The organism is Leisingera aquaemixtae, assembly GCF_019801145.1.
GTDB classification, from domain to species: Bacteria; Pseudomonadota; Alphaproteobacteria; order Rhodobacterales; family Rhodobacteraceae; genus Leisingera; species Leisingera aquaemixtae_A.
Genome location: NZ_JAHVJQ010000005.1, coordinates 209,285 through 231,155, shown reverse-complemented (window position 1 = coordinate 231,155; position 21,871 = coordinate 209,285). Strand labels below are relative to the sequence as shown.

The 21,871-nt window shown below is 65.6% G+C and carries 19 protein-coding genes and 1 pseudogene; 7 read left to right on the top strand and 13 right to left on the bottom strand.

Annotated elements, in window-relative coordinates:
• Nucleotides 1–804: 804 nt before the first annotated feature.
• The 12 genes and pseudogenes from tssB (KUW17_RS23355) to tssA form a co-directional block, all read right to left on the bottom strand.
• A pseudogene (gene tssB, locus KUW17_RS23355) lies at nt 805–1,302 on the bottom strand (type VI secretion system contractile sheath small subunit); the annotation flags it as partial.
• Entirely contained in the window at nt 1,295–2,149 is an 855-nt protein-coding gene (locus KUW17_RS14070; RefSeq protein ID WP_222480177.1) for an ion transporter, read from the bottom strand. The pseudogene tssB (KUW17_RS23355) and the gene KUW17_RS14070, both read right to left, overlap by 8 nt.
• 66 nt (nt 2,150–2,215) lie before the next feature.
• Nucleotides 2,216–3,463 (bottom strand): hypothetical protein, encoded by a 1,248-nt coding sequence (locus KUW17_RS14065; protein ID WP_226431468.1) that lies wholly within the window; start codon nt 3,461–3,463, stop codon nt 2,216–2,218.
• Nucleotides 3,464–3,499: 36 nt separating this feature from the next.
• Complete coding sequence (gene tssH / locus KUW17_RS14060) at nt 3,500–6,223, bottom strand: type VI secretion system ATPase TssH (RefSeq protein ID WP_222480175.1); 2,724 nt, start codon at nt 6,221–6,223, stop codon at nt 3,500–3,502.
• Between the two features lies 1 nt (nt 6,224).
• Nucleotides 6,225–7,280, bottom strand: coding sequence for a type VI secretion system baseplate subunit TssG (gene tssG / locus KUW17_RS14055; protein WP_222480173.1), 1,056 nt, complete (start codon nt 7,278–7,280; stop codon nt 6,225–6,227).
• The gene (gene tssF, locus KUW17_RS14050; protein ID WP_222480171.1) at nt 7,244–9,121 is read right to left on the bottom strand and encodes a type VI secretion system baseplate subunit TssF; all 1,878 of its coding nucleotides are present in this window, start codon (nt 9,119–9,121) and stop codon (nt 7,244–7,246) included. The genes tssG and tssF overlap by 37 nt, the downstream gene beginning before the upstream one ends.
• On the bottom strand, nt 9,121–9,618 hold the full coding sequence (gene tssE, locus KUW17_RS14045; protein WP_222480169.1) for a type VI secretion system baseplate subunit TssE: 498 nt from the start codon (nt 9,616–9,618) through the stop codon (nt 9,121–9,123). The genes tssF and tssE overlap by 1 nt, the downstream gene beginning before the upstream one ends.
• Nucleotides 9,611–10,414 (bottom strand): type VI secretion system accessory protein TagJ, encoded by an 804-nt coding sequence (locus tag KUW17_RS14040; protein ID WP_222480167.1) that lies wholly within the window; start codon nt 10,412–10,414, stop codon nt 9,611–9,613. Before KUW17_RS14040 ends, tssE begins: the two co-directional genes overlap by 8 nt.
• 92 nt (nt 10,415–10,506) lie before the next feature.
• The gene (locus KUW17_RS14035; protein ID WP_226431464.1) at nt 10,507–10,995 is read right to left on the bottom strand and encodes an Hcp family type VI secretion system effector; all 489 of its coding nucleotides are present in this window, start codon (nt 10,993–10,995) and stop codon (nt 10,507–10,509) included.
• 79 nt (nt 10,996–11,074) lie between these two features.
• Nucleotides 11,075–12,571, bottom strand: coding sequence for a type VI secretion system contractile sheath large subunit (gene tssC / locus KUW17_RS14030; protein ID WP_222480163.1), 1,497 nt, complete (start codon nt 12,569–12,571; stop codon nt 11,075–11,077).
• 15 nt (nt 12,572–12,586) lie between these two features.
• The gene (tssB, locus tag KUW17_RS14025) at nt 12,587–13,102 is read right to left on the bottom strand and encodes a type VI secretion system contractile sheath small subunit (RefSeq protein WP_222480161.1); all 516 of its coding nucleotides are present in this window, start codon (nt 13,100–13,102) and stop codon (nt 12,587–12,589) included.
• Nucleotides 13,103–13,172: 70 nt separating this feature from the next.
• Nucleotides 13,173–14,240, bottom strand: coding sequence for a type VI secretion system protein TssA (tssA, locus tag KUW17_RS14020; RefSeq protein WP_222480158.1), 1,068 nt, complete (start codon nt 14,238–14,240; stop codon nt 13,173–13,175).
• Between the two features lie 192 nt (nt 14,241–14,432).
• On the opposite strand from tssA, the gene KUW17_RS14015 reads away from it, so the two are divergent.
• From KUW17_RS14015 to KUW17_RS23475, 6 genes are all read left to right on the top strand, one after another.
• On the top strand, nt 14,433–15,278 hold the full coding sequence (locus KUW17_RS14015) for a hypothetical protein (RefSeq protein ID WP_222480156.1): 846 nt from the start codon (nt 14,433–14,435) through the stop codon (nt 15,276–15,278).
• Between the two features lie 66 nt (nt 15,279–15,344).
• A complete protein-coding gene (locus KUW17_RS14010) occupies nt 15,345–15,764 on the top strand; it encodes a hypothetical protein (RefSeq protein WP_222480153.1) in 420 nt (139 codons plus the stop codon).
• Nucleotides 15,765–15,767: 3 nt separating this feature from the next.
• Nucleotides 15,768–16,385, top strand: coding sequence for a MotA/TolQ/ExbB proton channel family protein (locus KUW17_RS14005; protein ID WP_222480151.1), 618 nt, complete (start codon nt 15,768–15,770; stop codon nt 16,383–16,385).
• Nucleotides 16,386–16,403: 18 nt separating this feature from the next.
• Entirely contained in the window at nt 16,404–16,814 is a 411-nt protein-coding gene (locus KUW17_RS14000) for an ExbD/TolR family protein (protein WP_222480150.1), read from the top strand.
• A complete protein-coding gene (locus KUW17_RS13995) occupies nt 16,811–17,218 on the top strand; it encodes an ExbD/TolR family protein (RefSeq protein WP_222480149.1) in 408 nt (135 codons plus the stop codon). Before KUW17_RS14000 ends, KUW17_RS13995 begins: the two co-directional genes overlap by 4 nt.
• The gene (locus KUW17_RS23475; protein WP_222480147.1) at nt 17,215–18,732 is read left to right on the top strand and encodes a DUF4384 domain-containing protein; all 1,518 of its coding nucleotides are present in this window, start codon (nt 17,215–17,217) and stop codon (nt 18,730–18,732) included. The genes KUW17_RS13995 and KUW17_RS23475 overlap by 4 nt, the downstream gene beginning before the upstream one ends.
• 172 nt (nt 18,733–18,904) lie before the next feature.
• Here KUW17_RS23475 and KUW17_RS13985 read toward each other — a convergent pair whose 3' ends face one another.
• Entirely contained in the window at nt 18,905–20,425 is a 1,521-nt protein-coding gene (locus tag KUW17_RS13985) for a caspase domain-containing protein (RefSeq protein WP_315899400.1), read from the bottom strand.
• 184 nt (nt 20,426–20,609) lie between these two features.
• On the opposite strand from KUW17_RS13985, the gene KUW17_RS13980 reads away from it, so the two are divergent.
• On the top strand, nt 20,610–21,650 hold the full coding sequence (locus KUW17_RS13980; protein WP_222480145.1) for an OmpA family protein: 1,041 nt from the start codon (nt 20,610–20,612) through the stop codon (nt 21,648–21,650).
• The last annotated feature ends 221 nt before the right edge of the window (nt 21,651–21,871 follow it).

The following is a 21,871-nucleotide window of genomic DNA, read 5'->3' as shown; positions in this document are numbered from 1 at the left end:
CTCTTCGGCAGCTTCCTCCGGCTCTTGCGCCGCCAGCCCGGCGAGCACATCGCCCGAGGTGTCTTCTTCCTGCGCAGGGATTTCCGCCTGCGCCAATCCTTCCAGAACGGATCCGGTCTGATCGTCCGCTTCGGTTTCCGGGACCTCCGCCGCAGCCAGCGACGCCAGCGTCTCGCCGGCTTCATCGCCCTGGTCTTCCTCGTCCGGCGCTGCGGCGCTCAAGCCCGCCAGCACCTCCGCAGAACCATCATCCGCCACCGCCTCGGCAGGTTCCGCCGCCCGCAGCTCGTCCAACACGCTGCCGGAGGCATCTTCCGCTTCGGTCTCCTCCGGCACCTGGGCCGCAAGCCCTTCCAGCACCCCGGCTGAGGCATCCTCGGCTTCCGGCTCCGGAACGTCAGCCTGGGCCAGCCCTTCCAGGACCGCAGCAGATGTGTCTTCCTCAACAGTTTCCTGAACCTCAGCCGCTGCCAGCGACGCCAAGGCATCCGCGGCCTCGTCCTGCTGTTCCGTTTCCACAGGGGCCGCCGCGCTCAGGCCCGCCAGCACATCCGCGGAGGTGTCTTCCGGCTCCGCAGTCTCTGGCGCTGCAGAGCGCAGCCCTTCCAGCACACCTGCCGACGCATCCTCCTCGGCCTGCTCCTCAGGCGCCGCTTCGCGCAATGCATCCAGAACGCCGCCTGAGGCATCCTCAGGCGCTGCATCCTCAGGCGCCTGCGCGGCGAGACCGGCCAGCACGTCACCCGTGGTGTCCGCTTCATCCTCCGGCAGCTCCAGATCGCGCAAACTGTCCAGCGCCGCGGCGCTCTCCGCATTTGCAGCCGGCGCCGACACCGCGGCCAGCAGCGACGGGTCGTTCAGGATCGTCTCGATCAGCGCCTCGGCACCGGTCTTGCCGTCCATATAGGCCATCAGGTTCTGCAGCTGGGTGCGCGCCTCCAGCAGCGGGCGCAGCGCGTCGACCTTGGCGGCAATTGCGCCGGGCGAGAAATCCTCCATGCTCTCGAACGTCAGATCCACCGCCAGATTGCCCTCGCCGGTCAGCGTGTTGGGCACGGTGAAAGCCGCGCGCGGCGCCAGGCCTTTCATGCGCTCGTCGAAATTGTCTACGTCGATCTCCAGGAACTTGCGGTCCGCCACCGCAGGCTGCTCCACTTCGGATTTGCCCACCAGGTCGCTCATCACGCCCATCACGAACGGCAGCTGCACCTTCTTCTCGGCGCCATACAGCTCCACGTCATATTCGATCTGAACCCTGGGCGCCCGGTTCCTTGCGATGAACTTCTGCGAGCTGTCAGCCATTGCCCTGCCCCTTCAGCTGGGCAATCTCCGCCCTGAGCGCCTTGATCTCCTCGTGCAGCTCCAGCACATGCGCGTCCACCACATCGGTCTCCGATTTCACCAGGTCGCGCAGTTTCTCGAATTCCGCCTCGGCTTCGGCCTCCACCGCCGACTGCATCGTGTTGACCAGGAGGCCGATGAACAGGTTCAGCACCGAAAAGGCGGTGATCACGATGAACGGCACGAAGAACGACCAGGCCAGGGGAAACTCTTCCATCACCGGGCGCACGATGCCCATCGACCAGCTTTCCAGCGTCATGATCTGGAACAGCGAATACAGCGACCGCCCCAGGGTGCCGAACCATTCGTCAAAGACGGCACCGTACATCATCGTCGCCATCACCCCGAAGACGTAGAACACGATGGAGATCATCACGATCACCGCGCCCATGCCCGGCAGCGCGTCCAACAGTGCCTGCACCACCGCGCGCATCTGCGGAATGACGGACAGCAGGCGCAAGGCGCGCACCACCCGCAGGCCGCGCAGCGCCGACAGGCCCTGGCTGTCCGGGAACAGGCCGAAGGAGACAACGACGAGGTCGAAGATATTCCAGGCCGAGGAGAAGAACCGCCAGCCATAGGCAAACAGCTTCAGCGCCAGCTCCAGCACGAAGATGGTCAGCACCGTGGTGTCGATCACATCCAGCAGCCCGCCCGCATGCGCCCGCACCGCCGCCGAAGTGCCAAGGCCCAGCGTGATGGCGTTAAAGATGATGACGCCCAGAATGGCATTGGTCACCCACGGGCGCTCGACAAATTCGCGGGCCCGGTCCCGAAGCGTATCTGCGGTCTGCGCGCTGCTGTCCACGGTCTTTCTCCAGCCGGTCTTTCCATTGGCCGGGCGCGCGCAGCGCCCGGTGTCTTTCCTTCGGTCTCAGGCCGCGTCGAACACGGTCCCGTCCAGCACCTTGCTGGTGATCTTGTCATAGGCATAGCCGCCCACCGCGCCGCCCACGCCCAGGGCCAGATCCTTGGCGCCGGTGGCAATCGAGTTGCCATCAAGCGGCGCCAGCGCCAGGGCCGCGAACTTCAGCCCTTCGCGGAACACCTTCAGCGCCTTCGGGTCCTTGATCGTCAGCGCCTTCACCCGCTTCATCAGGTCCTTGATGTTGTTGGCCCAGCCGCGCGCATCGGCATACATGATCTGGATTTTGTCGATCGCCTTCTGAACTTCGGCATAGTTATTCGCCAAAGCCGTATCCAGCGCCTTGCTGATCATCACCAGCTGCGCCTTCTTGTCCTGCACCGGGTGCTTCTTCAGCTTCTTGCCGACCTCACCCAGAAACTCCTTCTTCAGCTTCTCCTGCTGCTTCAGGATCTTGTTCAGGGTCTTCGACAGGTCATGCATCTTGACGACCATCTGGGCGTATTTCGCCTTCAGGGTATCAGCCGCATCCTCCACCGTCTTGACCGAGGGCTGGGAGATGCCGAGGAACTCCTGGAACACCGCCGCCGACACCTCGTTTGCCGCGTTCAGCGCCTTGTTGGAGGCCGCCTTTTCCACCACCACCAGGTTCTTCACCAGGATGGTCTTGGACTGATCGATATTGATCGCCAGCTTGCCGATGTCCTTGGCCAGCGACACCCCGGACTTGATCAGCCCGATGATGCCAAAGGCCGCGCCCGCGCCGCCGGAAAACGGCGAGGACGCCATTGCCGCGATGCTCACCGCCAGCCCGGCCAGGGTGCCCGCGATGGACACGCCAACCTTGATCTTGAACTTGGACCATTCCTTTTTCTTCTTCTGCAGATTGGTCCAGGCCTTCTGCGCCGCCAGCTCTGCCGCCTTTTCGCCGACCTTGATGTCGTTCTTGATGGCGTCGTTCAGCCCCTTCAGCTGCTTTTCCATCGTTTTCTTGTCAGCGCCCTTGTTGGCCATCTCGACAAAGGCCTTGTCGAACACCTTGCACTTCTTCGCGATGGTGTCGCGGGTCTGCTCAAAGACTTCGCTGGCACCGGCATGGAACTCCTGCTGCAGAAGCGGGTCCTTCTCGACCCCCTTCTCCATTTTCTTGTCCAGTTCGACCACGACCTTGAAGGACAATTGGGGCGGCTTGACCATCTCCAGCCCCGAAGCGCCGACATCGACGTTCTTCATGTCCATGACAATGTGTTTAACCATAGGAACTCCTTCCCCACTGAATACCCTTGGGCGTGATCAATCGAATGCGTAGGTGAATTCTCCGTCCTTGACGCCGATGGCCACTTTCTCGACTTCCGCGCCTTCCATCAGGCGGCGCAGGAACTCGTTGGAAATCTCCGGCAGCATGGTGTTGGTGACAATCGCGTCGATCATCCGCCCGCCCGAGTCCAGCTCCTGGCAGCGGTTGACGATTTCCCCGACCACCGCATCGGTGTATTCGAACGGCACCCCGTGCGCTTCCTGCACCCGTTTCTGGATGCGGCCCAGCTGCAGCTTGGTGATCTCGCCGATCATTTCCGGGCTGAGCGGATAATAGGGGATCGTCACCAGACGCCCCAAGAGCGCCGGCGGGAACACCTTCAGCAGCGGATCGCGCAGGGCTTTCGCCATGCCTTCCGGGTCCGGCATCAGCTCCGGATCGGAGCACAGATCCATGATCGTCTCGGTGCCCACGTTAGAGGTCAGCAGGATCAGCGTGTTCTTGAAGTCGATCACGCGCCCCTCGCCGTCCTCCATGACGCCCTTGTCGAACACCTGAAAGAAGATCTCATGCACATCCGGGTGCGCCTTCTCGACCTCGTCCAGCAGCACCACGGAATAGGGCTTGCGCCGCACCGCCTCGGTCAGCACCCCGCCCTCGCCATAGCCGACATAGCCCGGCGGCGCGCCTTTCAGCGAGCTGACGGTGTGGGCCTCCTGGTATTCCGACATGTTGATGGTGATGACGTTCTGCTCGCCGCCGTACAGCACCTCGGCCAGCGCCAGCGCGGTTTCGGTCTTGCCGACACCAGAGGTCCCCGCCAGCATGAACACCCCGATCGGCTTGTTCGGGTTGTCGAGGCCTGCGCGGCTGGTCTGAATGCGCTTGGCGATCATCTTCATCGCGTGGTCCTGGCCGATCACCCGCTGGGCCAGCCGCTCTTCCAGGTTCAGGATGGTCTCGATCTCATCCTTGACCATGCGGCCCACCGGGATACCGGTCCAATCGCCCACCACGGAGGCCACTGCCTGATGGTCGACAATCGGCAGGATCAGCGCGGAATCACCCTGCAGCGCCTCCAGCTCCGCGTTCTTGTCCTTCAGCTCCTGCATCAGCTTGGCGCGTTCTTCGTCCGACAGCGGGCTATCGGCGGCGCCCTCCGCCGCGTCATCCCCGGCATCCGCCGGAGCGTCCACGGGCGCGGCCCCCTCCCGGAGCTTGGCGCGCAATTCCAGAATGCCTTCGACCACCGCCTTTTCCTTGTCCCAGCGCTCGGTCAGCCCGGCCAGCCGCTCCTCCTCGGCGGCCTTGGCGGCTTCCACCGCCTCGCGCCGGTCGGCAACCTCGTAGCCTGCGGTCTCGTCGCGGCCGATAATCTCCAGCTCGGTGGTCAGCGCCTCGATCCGGCGCTGGCTGTCATCGACCTCGGCCGGCACCGCGTGCTGGCTGACGGCCACCCGGGCGCAGGCCGTGTCCAGCAGGCTCACCGACTTGTCCGGCAGCTGCCGCGCCGGGATATAGCGCGCCGACAGGCTTACTGCCGCCTCGATCCCCTCGTCCAGAACCTGCACCCGGTGGTGCTTCTCCAGCATCGAGGCGATGCCGCGCATCATCAGGATCGCCTTCGGGATGCCCGGCTCGTCGACCTTGACCACCTGGAAGCGGCGGGTCAGCGCCGGGTCCTTCTCGATGTATTTCTTGTACTCGGCCCAGGTGGTGGCGCCGATGGTCCTGAGCGTCCCGCGCGCCAGCGCCGGTTTCAGCAGGTTCGCCGCATCGCCGGTGCCGGCCGCGCCCCCTGCCCCGACCAGCGTGTGGGTCTCATCGACGAACATCACAATCGGCACCGGGCTCGCCTGCACCTCGTCGATCACCTGCCGCAGACGGTTCTCGAACTCGCCCTTCATGCTGGCACCGGCCTGCAGCAGGCCCACATCCAGCACCATCAGCCGCACATCCTTCAGGCTGGGCGGCACGTCGCCGCGGGCGATCCGCAGGGCGAAGCCTTCGACCACCGCGGTTTTCCCGACACCCGCCTCGCCGGTCAGGATCGGGTTGTTCTGCCGCCGCCGCATCAGGATGTCGACGATCTGGCGGATTTCCTCGTCCCGGCCCACGATCGGGTCGATCTCGCCATTCCTGGCCTGTTCGGTCAGGTCGGTGCAGAACTGCTCCAGCGCCTCGCCCTTGCCCATCGCGCCCGGCGCCATCGAGCCGGACGCCTCGCCCGGCTCCGCCCCGCCGCCGGTCACGTTGGAGCCGTCCTGCGCCCCCTGCCGCTCCTCCGGCGAGCCGTCGGTGGCCTCGTTGAAATGGTCCGCCAGATCATCGGCGCCGATCTTCGCCAGCTCGGGCGACATGGAAGACAGGATGTTGCGCAGCGCCGGCGTCTTCAGCATCCCCAAGAGCAGATGGCCGCTGCGCACCTGGCCCGAGGAATAAAGCAGCGAGCCCCAGACCCAGCCGCGCTCCATCGCGTCCATCAGGTGGTCCGACAGGTCGGAGATCGTCGAGGCCCCGCGCGGCAGCATGTCCAGCGCCCGGGTCAGTTCAGTGGCAATCTTGCCCGCATCCAGGTCGTAATGCTGGATGATCCGGTGCAGGTCGCTGTCCTGCTGCGCCAACAGCTGGTGCATCCAATGCACCAGCTCGACATAGGGGTTCCCGCGCATCTTGCAGAACACGGTTGCGCTTTCGACGGCCTGGTACCCCAGCTTGTTCAATTTGCCAAACAGCGCCACGCGGCTGATCTCGGTCATCTCAAATCCCTCCCTCTACTCGCTCTTCAGCCCCGGCGCCTAATCCCGGGTACAGGTACAAATCATTCACGTCCGGCTGGTCGGCATCCGGGTCCGGGCGCGACCGCACCCAGCTGGTGTGGCCCAGCCGGGTGGTGCCGCCCAAGGACGCCCGCGGCACCTCGTCGCCCGCCAGCACCAGGTTCACGTCCCAGTCCAGCACGTCGCCGGCGTAGGACCGCACAATCGCCCGCAGCCGGTTCAAGGCTGCGCCGCCCGGCAGCAGCCGCTCGTAATCCTTCAGCGTCAGCGGCCCGATGCGGATGCGGAACTTGGCAGACCGGCTCCAGACCTTGTCGCCGATGCTGGTGGCCTGCCCCAGCCCGCCGTAGCCCAGCTGCCAGCGGTCGTCCGGCTCCAGCTCCAGCCAGCTGCCGACATATTCCTCCAGGGAGACCGGCACCTCGAAAAACGCCGACAGGATCGACACAAGCCCCTCGGCGTTCTTGGCCCCCTTCGCCAGGTGGCCCGCGAAATGCAGCTTGGCCAGATCCGGCATGTCGTCCCGGTCGCGGAACTTGAAGCCGTTGTAGCCGATCAGCGACGCCACCTTGCGCGACATCGGGTCATCGGCCCGGTCAAAGCTCACCGCGGGCGAGCCTTGCGTCCAGGCCCGGTACAACAGGCTCATCAACCGGTGCGTCAGCATGTCGGCAAAGGCCACCATCGTCGGGTCGCGGTGGTTGCGCTTCCGGTCGCGGGCGTATTCGGTCAGATGCAGCGGCAGCGGGCCCTGCGGGCCGAACAGCCCGAAGAACCGGTTTGTCAGCACCGCGGGCTTGCCGCCCTCGGCCGGCTTGAAGGCCGCAATGGTCGAGGGCGGAAACGCCAGCTCCGCCTCCTGCCCCAGACGCAGCATGTCCTGGCGCGGGCGGCGGCTTTCGCCAAGGCGCGGGGCGTCATCGAAATGCGCCTCCAATACCCTCAGAGCCTGAAAAACGTGGTGCTTTTCAGGCTCAATGGCCAGTCGGCCATACAGGCTCAGATCATCCGGCCAAGGCCCTTTTCCGGTCGCCATCTGGCAATTTCCCCGCGTTTTTCAGTCTTTAGGACTGTCTCCGTGAATGAGTTGATGCTGGCATAGCCGCGGAAGAACCGCTCCAGCACGGCCCCCAGCGCATAGATGTTGCTGCCCTCGAAGAAGCTCTCGTCAAAGCCCAGGGTGATCTCCAGCCCCCGCACCGCGGTGGACAGCACCTCGTCGCTCATCCGGCGCACGATGGGCCGGGCACCGACGGACAGGATGCCCTCCAGCTGCTTTTCCGTCACCCGGTCGCCCAGCGGCGCATACAGCCCGACCAGCTCGCGCAGCGCCTCCGCCGACTGGCCCTTGCCGGTTTCGGCAATCGACGCGTAGTTCAGGCTCAGGTGCGAGATCAGCCGCCAGGCGGTATCGCCCTGCGCCAGCGTCGGATGCGGGCGGGTCGGCGACACCGGCAGCGTCACCTTCTGCACCGGTCCGCCCTCCGGCAGGTGGAACACATTGTCATTGCCGGTCGCGAGCAGCATCGGCAGGTCGCGGTTGGTGCACAGCGCATTGACCGCCAGCTGCTCCAGCCCGGCCGAGTACGGCGCCTGCGCCCGGTCGACCAGCGTCAGATAGACCTCCGAGCCGAGGTAGGAGCTGCGCACCCCGCGCAGCCGCTCCTTCTCCGAGCGCTGCCGCATCCGCCGCTTGACGGTGTAATAGGCCGGGTGGCTTTCACCCGCGGCGGTGAAATCGTTGGCGGAGTAGAACGGGCGGAAGATCACGTCGTCCTCGCCCTCGCCGCTGATGCCGGTCACGCTCTGCAGCCCGTAAATTTCGAAATCGAGACCCGCGGTGCGGTTCGGGATCACATGGTGTTCGGTATCAATCGGCGCGATCCGCACCCGGTCGCAGCGTTTCTCGAACAGGTTCACGGCCGGCACCGCGTTCAGCTTGAACACCTCCGGCACCACGATCGGCGCGACTTCCGGCATCCCCTCGCGCAGCAGGATATAAAGGTCGACCTCATTGCCCTCGGACTTCTGCAAGCCCGCCTGCAGCCCCTGCAGCTCGACAAAGCGGAACCGCTCCGGCATCGCGAAATATTCCTGCAGCAGCCGGTAGCCGTCATAGACCCGGCGCGGCAGCGGCAGCAGTGCCTCCTCGGGGCTGAACCCCTTCTGCACCACCCGGGCTCCGCGCAGCGGCAGCTGCCAGTCCGCCCGCCGGTCGGTGGAGCGCGCAACGATCCCCTGCACCTGGGTGCAAAGCAGTTCCAGCAGCGGCCAGCTGTTGCCCGCCTCGCCAGTCAGGTACAGCGTCAGCTTGTCCATCTCCAGCTTGCTGATCGGGTCGCCGTCGATCCGCTTGATCCGCAGCCGGATGCCGGCGCGGGCGTCATACCCGGTGGCAACCCCTGCCGCCACCAGCTCGCCGCGCCCGTCGATATACTGCGCCTCGGTGATCTGGATCGGCCACATGGTCAGATCGGCGCAGGTGCGGAACTCGCAAGGGGTCTGCTCGCCTTCGGTCAGCCGCGACCGCAGGGTGGAGCCGCGCTTCAGCACATAGCCGCTTTTGACCGCCGAGTTCGCCACATCCGGCTCAAACGCCGCGATCATCATCGACGGCGTCGGCGCCAGGTAATGCGGATAGATGATCTCCAAGAGGTTGGAGGTGAAATTCGGATACTGCAGTTCCAGTTCCAGCTGCACCCGCGCGGTCAGAAAGGCAGCCCCCTCCAGCAGCCGCTCCACATAAGGATCAAGAACCTCAACCCCTTCCATGCCCAGCCGGGCGGCGATCTTGGGATAGGCGGCGGCAAACTCCGCGCCCATGTCGCGCAGGTAGTTCAGCTCGTTCTCGTAATGGGTCAGCAGCCGTGTATCCATCACATGGCCCTTTCCATTTCCACTTCGCCGGTGGTCAGATCGACCTTGCTGCGCAGATACAGCTCCAGCGGCATCGGCTGCGCCCACATGTCGGCGCGGATCTCCAGCCCCACGGTCATCTCGGTGGCATCCGTCCCCTCCTGCAGCCGCACATCCACCGAACCGTCGATGATCCGCGGCTCGTATGTTGCGATCGCCTGCTTGATCGAGCGCCGGATCGCCTCCGCCTTTTCAGAGGTCGAGGCCTCGCCGGCCACTTCCACCAGCCCGTAGTTCAGCACCGAGGCCGACACCGACGGGTATTTCTCCGCATCGAAATGGCTTTCGACATTCTGGGTGTTCAAGAGCCAGGACAGATCCCGCTGGATGATTTCCCGCAGCCGCACCAGGTCGATCACCCGGCTCTCGCGGGTTTCCTTCAGATCGCCGGGCGCATTGTCGGTCAGCCGGTCCAGCAGCGAAGGCTGCAGGCGCTCGGCCAGTGTCTTGTCAGCCATTCTCTACGCCGTGCCCATCCATCCGGAGTGTGCGCACATCCATGATGGCAATGTCCTCGTCGCCGATCGCCAGCAGCCGCTGGCCCAGACCGGTATAGGTTTCCTCGCCGGCATCCTGCCACACGGTGGCGCGTGCCAGCATCGACAGCCCGTCAGCCTTCTCGCTGCCGGGGTAACGGGTCGGGATCAGCGCTGCCATCGCGCCGCCGCCCGCCAGCGTCAGCGTGCCGGCGGTCCAGACCGCATCGCGCAGGTCGCTCGGCTCCTCCGCCTCGAACGAGACGATCTTGGAAAACGGCAGCCAGTAGTATTTGCCGTTCACAATCGTCTCCAGCACCGGGCCCAGCCGCATGTCGGCATCCGCGATCCATTCGAACCGCTTGCCGTTCACCTCGCCCGGGCTGGCCGGCGCCGCATCAAAGGCCTTGGCGCGCAGCTCCGCGGCTTCCTTCACCTTGCCGTGCGCCAGCAGCTTTTGCGCCTCGATCAGATGCGCCAGCCACTCCTCCGGCTCGCCCAGGATCAGCGGCGACTTCTCCCCGGCAAAGACCTTCTCGCGGTAGACCTCGCAGATGATCGCCTCGCGGTAGGCCTGCGCCATCACCGTGGCGCCTTCGTCCAGCCCGGCGGCCGCCTTCAGCTGGGCAATCGCCCGGTTCCAGTCCCCCAGCACGCACAGCAGCTGAAACAGGAAGACCCGCAGCTTGGCATTGCTTGCGTCCGCCCGGATCTTGGCCTGCAGCGCCTCCAGCGCCGCCCTGGGATCACCGGCTTTCAGATGCTCTTCGGGTGTCATGGGGCTTTACTCCGGAACTAGGGCTGGCTGCTGCAAACGGGATCAGAAAAACGGACCCCGGGCGCAGAGACGCCCGGGGCCGGCCATGGGTCTTACTCGACCTTGCCGGTCTGCACGTTCCACTTGAAGGTGCCTTCAGTGGTGAGCTTGCCGGTTTTCTGGTTGGTCGACTTGTACTCATGCTCCAGCGAAGCATAGGCCAGCGACCAGGTTTCTTCCGGGATGCCGTCTTCGCTGGCAGAGATGGAATAGCTGTCAACCACCACATCCTTGAACTTCCAGATCGAATAGACCAGCAGGCCCTGGCTGGCGCTGTCGCCGGAACGGCACCAGTGCATGATGATTTCCGGGCGCACGGTGCCGTTGGCCACCGACAGCGCCAGGTCGTTCGACGCCTTGCCCATCTGCGAGGTAAGCTCAACCTTGCCGAAGTTCGAGTTCGCGTGCATCCGCTGGGTCGAACCCAGATCGGTCATTTCAACTGCACGTTCCACGTTCCAGCTTGCCGACTGGACCACGATCCACTTCTTGTGGTTCTCCTCGGTTGCATCGCCTTCGATGTCCGAGATCTGTACGAACATGTTTGCAGCCATTTTGCTATCCTTTCAAAAATTTAGAACTCTACTGCACTATGCTTGGTTAAGGCTGGGGAGTGGGTAATCAGCCTCCTTTTTCCGAGGGCAGTTTCGATACCAGCCGCAGCGAGACCGAAAGCCCCTCGAGCTGGTAATGCGGGCGCAGGAAGAATTTTGAGGTGTAATACCCCGGGTTGCCCTCGACCTCTTCCACAACCACTTCGGCTGCAGCCAGAGGCTTGCGCGCCTTCTCGTTCTCCGAGGAGATATCCGCGTTGAAATCAACATAGTTGTTGATCCAGTCCTGCAGCCAGGACTCCATGTCCTGACGGCTTTTGAACGAGCCGACTTTGTCCCGCACCATGCACTTCAGATAGTGCGCAAACCGGCAGGTGGCGAACAGATACGGCAGCCGCGCGCCCAGATTGGCGTTGGCGGTGGCGTCCGGATCGTCGTATTCGGCCGGCTTGTGCAGCGACTGCGCCCCCATGAAGGTGGCAACATCGGTGTTCTTGCGGTGGATCAGCGGCATCATGCCGTTCTTCGCGAGTTCCGCCTCGCGCCGGTCGTCGATGGCAATTTCGGTCGGGCATTTCTGATCGACGCCGCCATCGGTGGTCGGGAAGGTGTGGCTGGGCAGGTTCTCCAGCGTGCCGCCGCTTTCCACCCCGCGGATGCGCGAGCACCAGCCGTACATCTTGAACGACCGGGTGATGTTCACCGCCATGCCGTAGGCCGCGTTGACCCAGCCGTATTTGTCGCTGGTCGCGCCTGCGGTGTCTTCCTCAAAGGCAAACTCCTCCACCGGGTCGGTCTTGGAGCCATAGGGCAGACGGCCCAGGAACCGCGGCATTGCCAGGCCGACGTATTTGGCGTCCTCGCTTTCGCGCAGGCTGCGCCAGGCGGCATATTCCGGGGTCTGGAAGATCTTGGTCAGATCGCGCGGGTTCGACAGTTCCGCCCAGCTGTCCATCTGGAACAGCGTCGGCTTGGCGCCGGTGATCAGCGGCGCATGCGCGGCCGCGGCGATCTTGGACATTTCACCCAGCAGCTCGATATCCGGAGGCGAGTGGTCGAAATGGTAATCCGCCACCAGCGAGCCGTAGGGCTCGCCGCCCAGCTGGCTGAATTCCTCGGTGTAGATCTTCTTGAAGATCGGCGACTGATCCCAGGCCGTGCCCTTGAACTTCTTCAGGGTCTTCGACATTTCCTTCTTGGTGATCGGCATCACCCGGATCTTCAGCATCTCGTCGGTTTCGGTGTTGTTCACCAGATAGTGCAGGCCGCGCCAGGCACTTTCGAGCTGCTGGAAATCCTCATTGTGCAGGATCAGGTTGACCTGTTCGGTCAGCTTCTTGTCGATCTCCGCCACGATGCTCTCGATCGAGCGCAACGCGTCATCGGAAATCAGCGCGGAGTTTGCCAGCGCCTGCTCGGCCAGGGTCTTGACCGCGCTTTCCACGGCCGTCTTGGCCTGGTCCGACTTGGGGCGGAATTCCTTCTGCAGCAGGCTTGCGAATTCGGCAGAGCCAAAGGCGGCTTCACCGGCAGCGGCTTCCGCCTGGAGTTCTTCTTCAGCCATCTTTGTCCTCCCCTATTATTCTTCGCTGTCGGCTTCGTTGCCGGGTTTCGGCTGCGCCGCCAGGGTCTTCAGCAGGCTCGGGTCCTGGATGATCTTGGAGATCAGATCCTCGGCGCCGGTCTTGCCGTCCATGTAGGTCATCAGGTTCGAAAGCTGGGTGCGCGCCTCCAGAAGCTCGCGCAGCGGCTCCACCTTGGCGGCAATCGCGGCGGGCTGGAAATCGTCCATGCTCTCAAAGGTGATGTCGACCGCCAGGTTGCCCTCGCCGGTCAGCGTGTTGGGCACGGTGAAGGCGGCGCGCGGCGCCATCGACTTCATCCGGTCATCGAAGTTGTCCACGTCGATTTCCAGGAACTTGCGGTCCGCCACCGCGGGCTGCTCCACTTCGGATTTGCCCACCAGGTCGCTCATCACGCCCATCACGAACGGCAGCTGCACCTTCTTCTCGGCGCCATACAGCTCCACGTCATATTCGATCTGGACCCTTGGTGCCCGGTTGCGGGCAATGAATTTCTGTGAACTTCCGGCCATCTAGGTCTCCTTACTCGTCTTGCTTTCACGGGTACCGCAGCCGGTCCGGCCGCGGCCTGCCCCGTGTCGGTCAGTCTTCGTCGTCTTCGATGCCGCCAATGAGGTTGACGTTGTCCACCCCCTGCGGCGCCATGTCATTCATGATGGTGAGGAAGTCGGCCCCCACCAGCCGTTTGGCCCGCTCCAGCAGGATCGGCAGCGGGCTCGACGGTTCCGCGCGCCGGTAGTAGCCGATGATCCGGTCCAGCGCGTTGGACACATCCGCGGGCGAGTTGATCGCCCCCGGCGCGCCGCCCGGACGCCCGGCGGCAGCCGCAGCCGGGGCAGCCGCCCCGGCCTCCGCGGCCTCATCTTCGTCGCCGCTGTCCTCGACCGCTTCACCCGCACCGACATTGGCATAGGTGCGGATGCGCTTGGCGATCTGCTGCAGCAGCTTGATCAGCGCGCTCAGATCCGGGCCCTGCCCCGGCGTCTGCTCGTCGAACACCGCCGAGATCGCCCGCACATTCTCCTCCGCCTTCTCCACCGCTGCCAGCCGTTCCGCAACGGTGTCCCCGTCGCTGTCCTGAAAGGCTGCGCCGATGGTGGCGGAATCCGGCACGTGCTCCATGTCCGACGGCGCCGTCATCAGCCCTTCGGCAATTTCGATGTCGCGCAGGCAGAACCGCCCGAAGCCGCGGCTTTCGCTCAGCGGCGCCCGGCGCAATGAGCGGTACAGCGGCGACGCCCCCGCCATCCCGTCCGGCTGGCCGCACAGGTCCTGAATGGCGTTGATCCGCATCGTCGGGTCGCCGTCGTCCTCATCCAGCTCCGGATGGCAGGTGTCCCAGAAGTCCTCCAGGCAGCCGCGGATATAGGCGGTCACATCGGCAAAGCCGGTCAGCCCCTCGGAATGCAAGAGCGCATCGCCCAGGAACACCGCCGCGCGCAGGTCGTGGCTGCGCTCCAGCACTTCCAGCGCTTTCTTCTGAACTTCGCGGTAATCCGGATCGGTGGCTTCGATCTTCTCATCGCCCACCACCGACTCTTCGCCCGGCTGGGCCGCCAGCTCCATGTCGGTGAAGGCGGGATCGTATTCCAGATTTTCGCCGCTTGGGGCATCATCCCCTTTGGATTGCAGCAATACTGCAGGATCCATCGTCTTTCGCCCCCCTGGGTGCTTTGATTATTGGTCACGCAACCCTCAGGTAACGCAACGTAAAGCGGGAGCCACTCTTTTCGTGCCTGGTGGTTAAACCCGCGGAAACCTCAAACAATAACTTGACCCCAAGTGAGCCTTATCGCCATCCTAAAGTCAAACCTTTTCCAAGCTCTTACCCGCGGCTGAATGATGAGTATTGATCGTATTTCTGGCAAGGAAGTCAAAGAGATGGTCCGCGAGGGGGCCAAGAAGAGGATGAGCTTCGCCTTCTGCTTGGACCAGGGCAAGGACCCGCTGCTGATGATCCAGCCCGGCAAGAAACCGGAAACCCTCAAGACCCCGATGAAGAACGCGGGCGGTGGCCCGCCGATGGCCTGGGGCACTTATGTGGTGCGCTCCGGGGAGATGGAGGTGATCTGCGAAAGCGCGCCGCAGCGCATGGTCACGGAGCTCAAGAAGTTCCTCAAGCGCAACCCGGCCAAGGTCAACGTGCTGTTCTACGATGACGGCGGCAACCTGCTGGACAGCCTCAAGCCCGAAGCCCCTGACGGCCAAGTGACAGAGGAGGACGCCTCCGACATCTCCGCCACCGGCATCGACCCCAACGCCATCGCGCCGCTGAAACGGCGGCTGAAGCGGATCCAGCCGCGCATCGGCCTCGCTCCCGGTCCCTTGGAACTGAAGCTGAAACGCGCGCTCGCCAAATCCGTCAGCCTGATCAACGACGGCCGCCTGCAGGAGGCCGAGACCATGATCGTGGTGATCGAACGCGCCGTCGCCCGCATCGGCAAGGACCGTGAGGATGAGGCCACGACGATGAAACGCGGCCAGCGCGAGATGGACCAGCGCTCGCTTGGCGCCCAGGTCAAGCGCGCCCAGTCCCTGCAGGCCAATGTCGCCCGCGCCCCGGGCAAGGTCCGCGACCGCCTGGGCCGCGCCCTGCATGTGGCCGCCCGCCACCTGAAACGCCGCGACCTCGATTCCGCCCGCGACGCCATGGACCGCATAGAAAAGGCCCTGACCGCCCTGGTCTGACCTTCGAAAACAGCCCGGCCCGCAGCGGTTGCGGGCTGGGCATCCCACCGGAACCCGGAGACAGTGATGCCCCTGAAACGCCTGCTGACTGCCCTCGCCCTGATCTGCCTGCCGCTGGCCGCCGCGGCGGAGACCGGCCCGCTGCGGGTCGAGCTGAACAAGGCCGAGGAAATCGAGGGCGGCGGCTGCCGCGCCTTCTTCCTGTTCCGCAACCAGACCGGCAAAAGCTTCGAAGGCTTCGAGATGTCGCTCGCCATCCTCGACAGCCAGGGGGTGATCGACCGCCTCCTGTCGATCGACGCCGCCCCCCTGCCCGTCCAGCGCACCACCCTGAAACTGTTCGAAATCCCCGAGATCGCCTGCAGCAACATCTCCGAGATCCTGCTGCACGACATCACTTCCTGCCAGCCCCAGAACGAGGAGCAGATGGACTGTTTCCCGATCCTCGAGCTCGGCTCCCGCGCTGCCGCGCAGCTGGTGAAGTAAGCCATGAGCGGCACCTGGGACATGCTCGGCACCGGCGGCCCGGTGATTGCGCTTCTGGCGCTGATGTCGCTGCTGTCGGTCACCGTAATTGCGGTCAAGCTGATCCAGCTCTGGCCGGTGCGCTCCGGCCAGGACGCCCGCGAACAGGCGCTGACCCTGTGGAAGGACGGCGACCGCAAGCAGGCGCAGGACAGCATTGCTGGCGGCAGATCCCCGGCCGACAGGGTGATGGGCTACGCCATGCAGGCGCTGCAGGAGGGCCTGCGCGGCCCGCTGCTGCAGGACGAGCTGCAACGCCGCGGCAATGAGGAGGTGAACCGGATGAATTCCTTCATCCGCCTCCTGGAGCTCATCGCCATGGTGTCGCCGCTCCTGGGCCTCCTTGGCACCGTTCTCGGCATGATCCAGTCGTTTCAGGAACTGGAGCTGGCGCAGGGCGCCGCCAATGCCTCGGTGCTGGCCGGCGGCATCTGGCAGGCGCTGCTGACCACTGCCGCGGGCCTTCTTGTGGCAATCCCCGCCGCCGTTGCCGCGGGCCTGTTCGCCGCCCGCATCGACGCCGCCGCCCAGACCATCGAAAGCGCCGCCGGCCGCCTGCTGCTGATCGACGGGTCGCGCTGACACGGGGGGAACGCCGCCATGATGATCAACCGGCCCGCACGCCCCCGCGCCCTGATCTCGCTGGTGCCGATGATCGACGTCATGCTGATCCTCTTGGTGTTCTTCATGGTGACCTCCACCTACCTGAACCTCGACATGATCCCGGCGGTGAAACCTTCCGAAGGCTCGGCCGGCAGCAGCCAATCCCCGGCCGGCACACTGATGATCCGGCTCGGCGCCGACGGCGTGCCGGTGCTGCGCGGCACCGCGCTGGAGGGCGGAACCCTGCGCGCCGCCCTCGCCGCAGCGGTGGCAGAGGAACCGCTGACCCAGGTGGTGATCCTGCCCTCCGGCGCGGCGCAGACCCAGGCGCTGATCGCCGTGATGGACAGCGCCGTCCTGGCCGGCGTCACCCGCCTGCGCGTCCTGCGGCTGGAGGCGGCGCAATGAAGCTCAACCGCCCGGCCCGCAGCCCCCATACCGAAACCATCATCGCCCTGATCGACGTGGTGTTCTTCCTGCTGGTGTTCTTCATGCTGATCGGCCGGATGGACGCCACCGCGCCGTTCGACGTCCGCCCCGCCACCGCCGTCACCGGCCGCGACATGCCCGCCGGCGGCATCACTCTCTCCATCTCGGCGCAAGGCGCTTTGGCGCTGGACGGTAACGAACTCCCCCGCGCGGCTCTCTCCCCTGCCCTCTCCGCCCTGCTGGCAGACGATCCGGAGCTGCGCCTGCGCATCAACGCCCACCGCGCCGCCGAGCTGCGCAACGTGCTGCCGCTGGTGGCCGAGGGCGAGGCGCTGGGGTTCAAGGACGTGGTGCTGGTGGTCACCCCGGAAACCGACGGGTGACGCGCCAGCCTGCCATATGGGCGCTGGGGCTTGCGGCCTCCTCGCTGGTGCACGCCGCAGGCGCCGGCGCGCTTCTGATCTCGCTCACCCCGGACCCGCTGCCGCAGCAGCCAACCCCGGAAAGCAGCCTCAACCTGCAGGCCCACCGCATTCCCCGGTCCGAGGCGGTGCCGCAAGCGGCCGAAGGCGCGCAGGCCCCTGAATCCCAGCCGCAAAGCCAGGGCCTCGCCGCCGGCAGCATCCCGCAGTCCAAGGCCCTGCCCCAAGCCCCCGCGGCAGACAGCCTCGCCTCCGCTGCCCCGCCGGCGGACAGCCTGCCTCCGGCGGCGGCAAGCAGGCTCGCCAGCACTGCGGCGCCCGCCGCCAGCCTGCCCGTTGCCCGCCTGCAAAGCACGCCTGCTGAAACCGCCGAACCATCCGCAGCACAGGCCGTCCAGGCGGCCGCTGCCGTCCAGCAGGCACCCTCCGCAGTGCCGGAGCCGGTCTTGCTCGCCGCCGCAGAAGGCCCCGCTGTCCCGCTGCCCGACGCTGCTGCCCCGCTGGCCTCCGCCGCAGCCGTGCAACCCGCCCCGGCAGCCCTGCCGCAGGCGGTCCCGGCCAGCCAGCCCAGCCCGGAGGCGCAGCCTGAGACCGCCGCCCTGCCCGGCACCGACCCCGACCCGCAGCCCGCCCCGGCCGCCGTCCCCGATGCCCCCCGCATCAAGGCCGCGCTGGCCTTCCAGGGCGGCTCCGGCGACATCGACCCGGTCTCCCTCGCCGCCTTCCAAAGCTTCATGCTGCCCGGCGACGCGGCGGCACAGGGCGATCCCCTGCGCGATGGCGTATCCGGCATCCTCTCCGCGGTGCCCTGTTCCCGCCTGCAGGTGGCCTTTGTCCCGGAAACCGCCACGCTGGAGGTCCGCGGACACTTGCCCGAGGACGGCATGCGCTCTCCTGTTCTGGCGGCGCTGCAGGCGCAGATGGGCGGTGACATCACCGTCTCCGACCAGATGCGCCTGCTGCCGCGCCCCCAATGCGGCGCGCTGGCGGGCATCTCAAACGTCGGCCTGCCGCAAAGCACCGACCAGATCACCAACCCGCTGCTGGTCGGCAGCGACGCCCACGCCCGGGTGCTCGACTATTCCGGCGGCGAACGGCTGTTCTTCGATCTCACGGCACCGGACTACCCGGCCTTTGTCTACGTGGACTATTTCGATGCCGGCGGCGCGGTGCTGCACCTGTCCCCGAACGAATTGGTGCCGCTGGCTGAAGCCGCCCCCAAAACCGCCCTGCGTGTCGGCGCCAAAGAAGCCGGGGACCCCGGCCTGCAAATCACCGTCGGCCCGCCCTACGGCCAGGAGATCGCGGTGGCCTTCGCCGCCTCGCACCCGCTCTACGGCGGCACCCGCCCGCTCAGCGAACCTGCCGAACCCTATCTGGAATTCCTGCGAAGCCAGGTCGCTGCCGCCCGCAGACAACATGCTGATTTCAAAGGCGAATGGGTCTATTTCCTGATCACCACCCACGCCCCGTAACCGCCAGCTTGAACAGGCAGCACTCCCGCACCCGCAGGCCCGCAGCGCCGAAGGTGCCCCCCCCGCGCTGTGCGCAGCACAGCGCCGCGCCCAACCGGGCAGGCGCATTTCGCAAATGCGCCCGCGCGGGCGGGAGCCCTCCCCTGCCCTGCGCAGGCAGGCCGCTGGCGGTCTACTGGCAGCCGCCCGCGGCCCAGCTCTTCAGCGCCTGCTTCAGGGCGCCGCCAAACGGATGCTGCTTGCCCAATGAGCGCTGCATGTTGAGGCTCAGGTAGGTGTTTCCTTGCGTGCACAGCCGCTCCCGCGTCCACTGGTGGCAGCTGCCGCAGGACTGCCCTTTCCAATAGCTGTCCGGCAGGCCATCGACGGGCGGAAAGGACGGCGCGCGGGTCACGACCTCGGCAATTGTCAGGCCGGAAATCTCCGCAATGTCGCTGTACAGCGGGCTGGCATAGGTCACCGGGCCGGCCTCCGCCAGTTTCGCAGGCTCAGCTTGGGGTTTCTCTGCAATGTCCGGCGCAGCCTCGCCCGCCGCCGGGTCCTGCCCGGCCCCGGCTTTCAGCGCTGCCGCCTCCGCCGCCGCAATTTCCGCAAACTTCCCCTCCGGATAGGCCATCAGATAGGCCTCATAGGCGGCCTTGCTGCCATCCGCCTGCGCCGCCTGGAACATCGCGGTTTCCGCATCCGGCGCCGCAACGGGCGCAGGCGCAGGTACAGGCGCGGGCGCCGCTGCCACATCCGCCCCGGCGCCGCCGTGCAGCTCCTCTTCCATCAGCTCCGCCAGCAGCGCGCGGGCCGCACCGGCATATTTGCCATCGCCGTAGCCGCGCAGGAACAGCATGATCTGCACCGCATCTCGCGACGCCTCGACAGAGGCCCAGATCTGCGCCTCCTCGATCTCCGCCGCGCTCAGCACCGGCTCCGGCGCCGCCTCGGCAAAGACAAAATCGCTTACCAGCGAGGACGTATCCCAGGGCGTCTGCTTTCCGCCGCTCTGCTCCAGCACTGCCCGGCGCACTTGTTTCAGCACCTGCTCGACCGGCGCCCCCGGCACCATGATCTCGCGCGCCAGCGCTTCGGTGAACGGGCTGTTTTCCCCCTCCCCGTCCAGCGCCACGTCGCCCGGCGCGGTGGCATAGGCAAGGAAGGTTCCGGTCGGCGCCTTCATTTCCGCCAGGCCGCTCTCATTCAGATCCGCCACCGTCTTGAACGGGTTGTTGCGGCAGGCGTCCAGGATCACGATATTGGTGCGGTTCCGGGCCGAGGCCATCTGCCGCAGCACCGACTGCGCCTCCACCGCCATCAGGTCCAGGTCCGCCGCATCCTCCAGCGCCACATCCACCGGCAGCAGGTAGTTGCTGCCAAAGCTCTGCACCCCGTGGCCGGCATAGTAGAACAATCCGGTGGCATCCGGCCCGGCGCCGCGCAGCTTGTGCCCGAACTGGGCAATCGCGCGTTTCATCTCGATCTGCCTGGCATCGGCGGCAAGCGTCACCTCGAACCCCAGCCCCTCCAGCGTCTCGGCGATCAGCCGGGCATCGCGCACCGGGTTGTCCAGCGACGACACCGCGCCATAGGCCGAGTTGCCGATCACCAGCGCCAGCCGCTCCTCCGCCAGGGCCATCGCGCCCCACAAGGCCGCAACAGCCGCCAGCAGCATCAGCCGGACCCGGATCACAAAATTCGCACGCACCTGCTCCAATTCTCGCCTGCGGGTTCCGTCCCGCCGGGCAGCTTCCCAATTCTTAAGGGTATTTGGTTACCAAACTATCGCGTCCCTTGCACCCGGCAGCAAGACTGCTGTTAGTCTGGGCACATCGTTTCCCGCCCGGCATTTGCGCCGGGATATCCTTTTCGGCAACCTGACTGGATTCCGCATGTTCCGCTTAACCCTCTCAATCATAACAGTTTTCCTGCTCCTCATCCGCCCGGCCCTGGCCGCCGGCCCGTTTGAGGGCGGCTGGCAGCTCAATGCCGAATCCTCCGCCATCCGTTTCATATCGATCAAAAAGGGCAGCATTGCGGAATCCAGCCGCTTTGCCGCCTTTTCCGGCAGCATCTCGGAGGCCGGCGAGGCGAAGATCCGCATCGCACTCGACTCCGTCGACACCTCCATCGACCTGCGCAACGTGCGGATGCGGTTCCTGTTCTTTGAAACCTTCACCTACCCCGAGGCCGTGGTGACAGCCCGTATCGATCCGGCACAGATCGCGGATCTTGCCGCAGTGCAGCGCAAGCAGATCGACCTGCCCGTCACCCTGTCGCTGCACGGGGTCGAGGCCGCGCTGACCATTCCGGTAGCGGTAACACTGCTGAACGGAAACCGCGTTGCCGTGGCCACCGTGCAACCGGTGATCCTCAAGCTGGAAGATTTCAACCTGACCGCGGGCCGCGAAAAGCTGGAAGAAGCGGCAGGCGTGACCATCACCCCCGTGGGCCTTGTCAGCATGGACCTGCTGTTTGACCGCAACGGCGCCGCCACCGCCTCTGTCCCCGCGGGGACAGCCGCCTCAGGCGCCGCCACCGCGCTGGAGGCCAGCGGCGATTTCAGCCGCGAGGCCTGCACCGGCCGGTTTGAGATTCTGTCGCAGGGCCGCAGCGTCAACTTCGCCCCCTCCACCGCGCGTCTGGATGCCAACTCGCGCGACTTCCTCAACAGCCTCTCGGACATCATCCGCCGCTGCCCCGGCATGGTGGTTGAGGTCGGCGGCCACACCGACAGCCAGGGCAAGGCAGCATGGAACATGGCACTGAGCGAGAAGCGCGCCGCGGCAGTGAACCAGTATCTGCGGCAGAAGGGCATTCCGGCAGAGCGCCTGGTTGCGGTCGGTTACGGCGAAACCACGCCGCTGGTCCCCAACGACACGGTGCAGAATCGGGCCAAGAACCGCCGGATCGAGTTCAAGGTTCTGAACTGACCCGCCGCTGACCCGGCAGAATCCACCGCTGTCCCCGCGGGGACAGCAGCAGAAATCGCAGCAAGACCCGGCCCGGCGCCGGGTCTTTCTTTTGCCGGGAGGTCCGCTCTGGCAGGTGCTTTTCCCTCCTGTCGCCGCGAAGACAGCCGTGGCTTTCCACTATTGCCCTGCCCGTTCTATTTCTTTGTCCCCGCGGGGACAGGCCACATTCCGGGCGGCAT